Origin of the sequence: Pantoea sp. MQR6 (assembly GCF_022761075.1) — a bacterium.
GTDB classification, from domain to species: domain Bacteria; phylum Pseudomonadota; class Gammaproteobacteria; order Enterobacterales; family Enterobacteriaceae; genus Pantoea; species Pantoea phytostimulans.
On record NZ_JAKYXB010000023.1, the window covers coordinates 1 to 328 of the forward strand.

Annotated in this window: 1 protein-coding gene; it reads left to right on the forward strand. The window is 67.4% G+C overall.

Annotated features, from left to right (window positions below; genetic code table 11):
* The coding region (locus MUG06_RS22760; RefSeq protein ID WP_243080131.1) for an amidohydrolase family protein at positions 1-328 on the forward strand (328 nt) is incomplete at both ends.

The window sequence follows — 328 nt, forward strand, 5'->3', positions numbered from 1 at the left end:
GTTCAGCGGCCTGCACTGGTTCTTTGACCACGCCGAGACCGTGACGCAGCGCAACATCGACCGCATTAAAGAGCTGGGCGGCGGCATCGCGGTGCAGCACCGCATGGCGTTCCAGGGCGAATACTTTGCTGAACGCTACGGCATTGAGGCCACCCGCCACACGCCGCCGGTGGCGCGCATGCTGGAAACCGGCGTGCCGGTTGGCCTGGGAACGGACGCCACGCGCGTCGCCAGCTACAACCCGTGGACCGCGCTGTACTGGCTGGTCTCCGGGCGCACGGTGGGCGGCATGCAGATGTATGACGTCAACGCCCGCCTCGACCGCGAG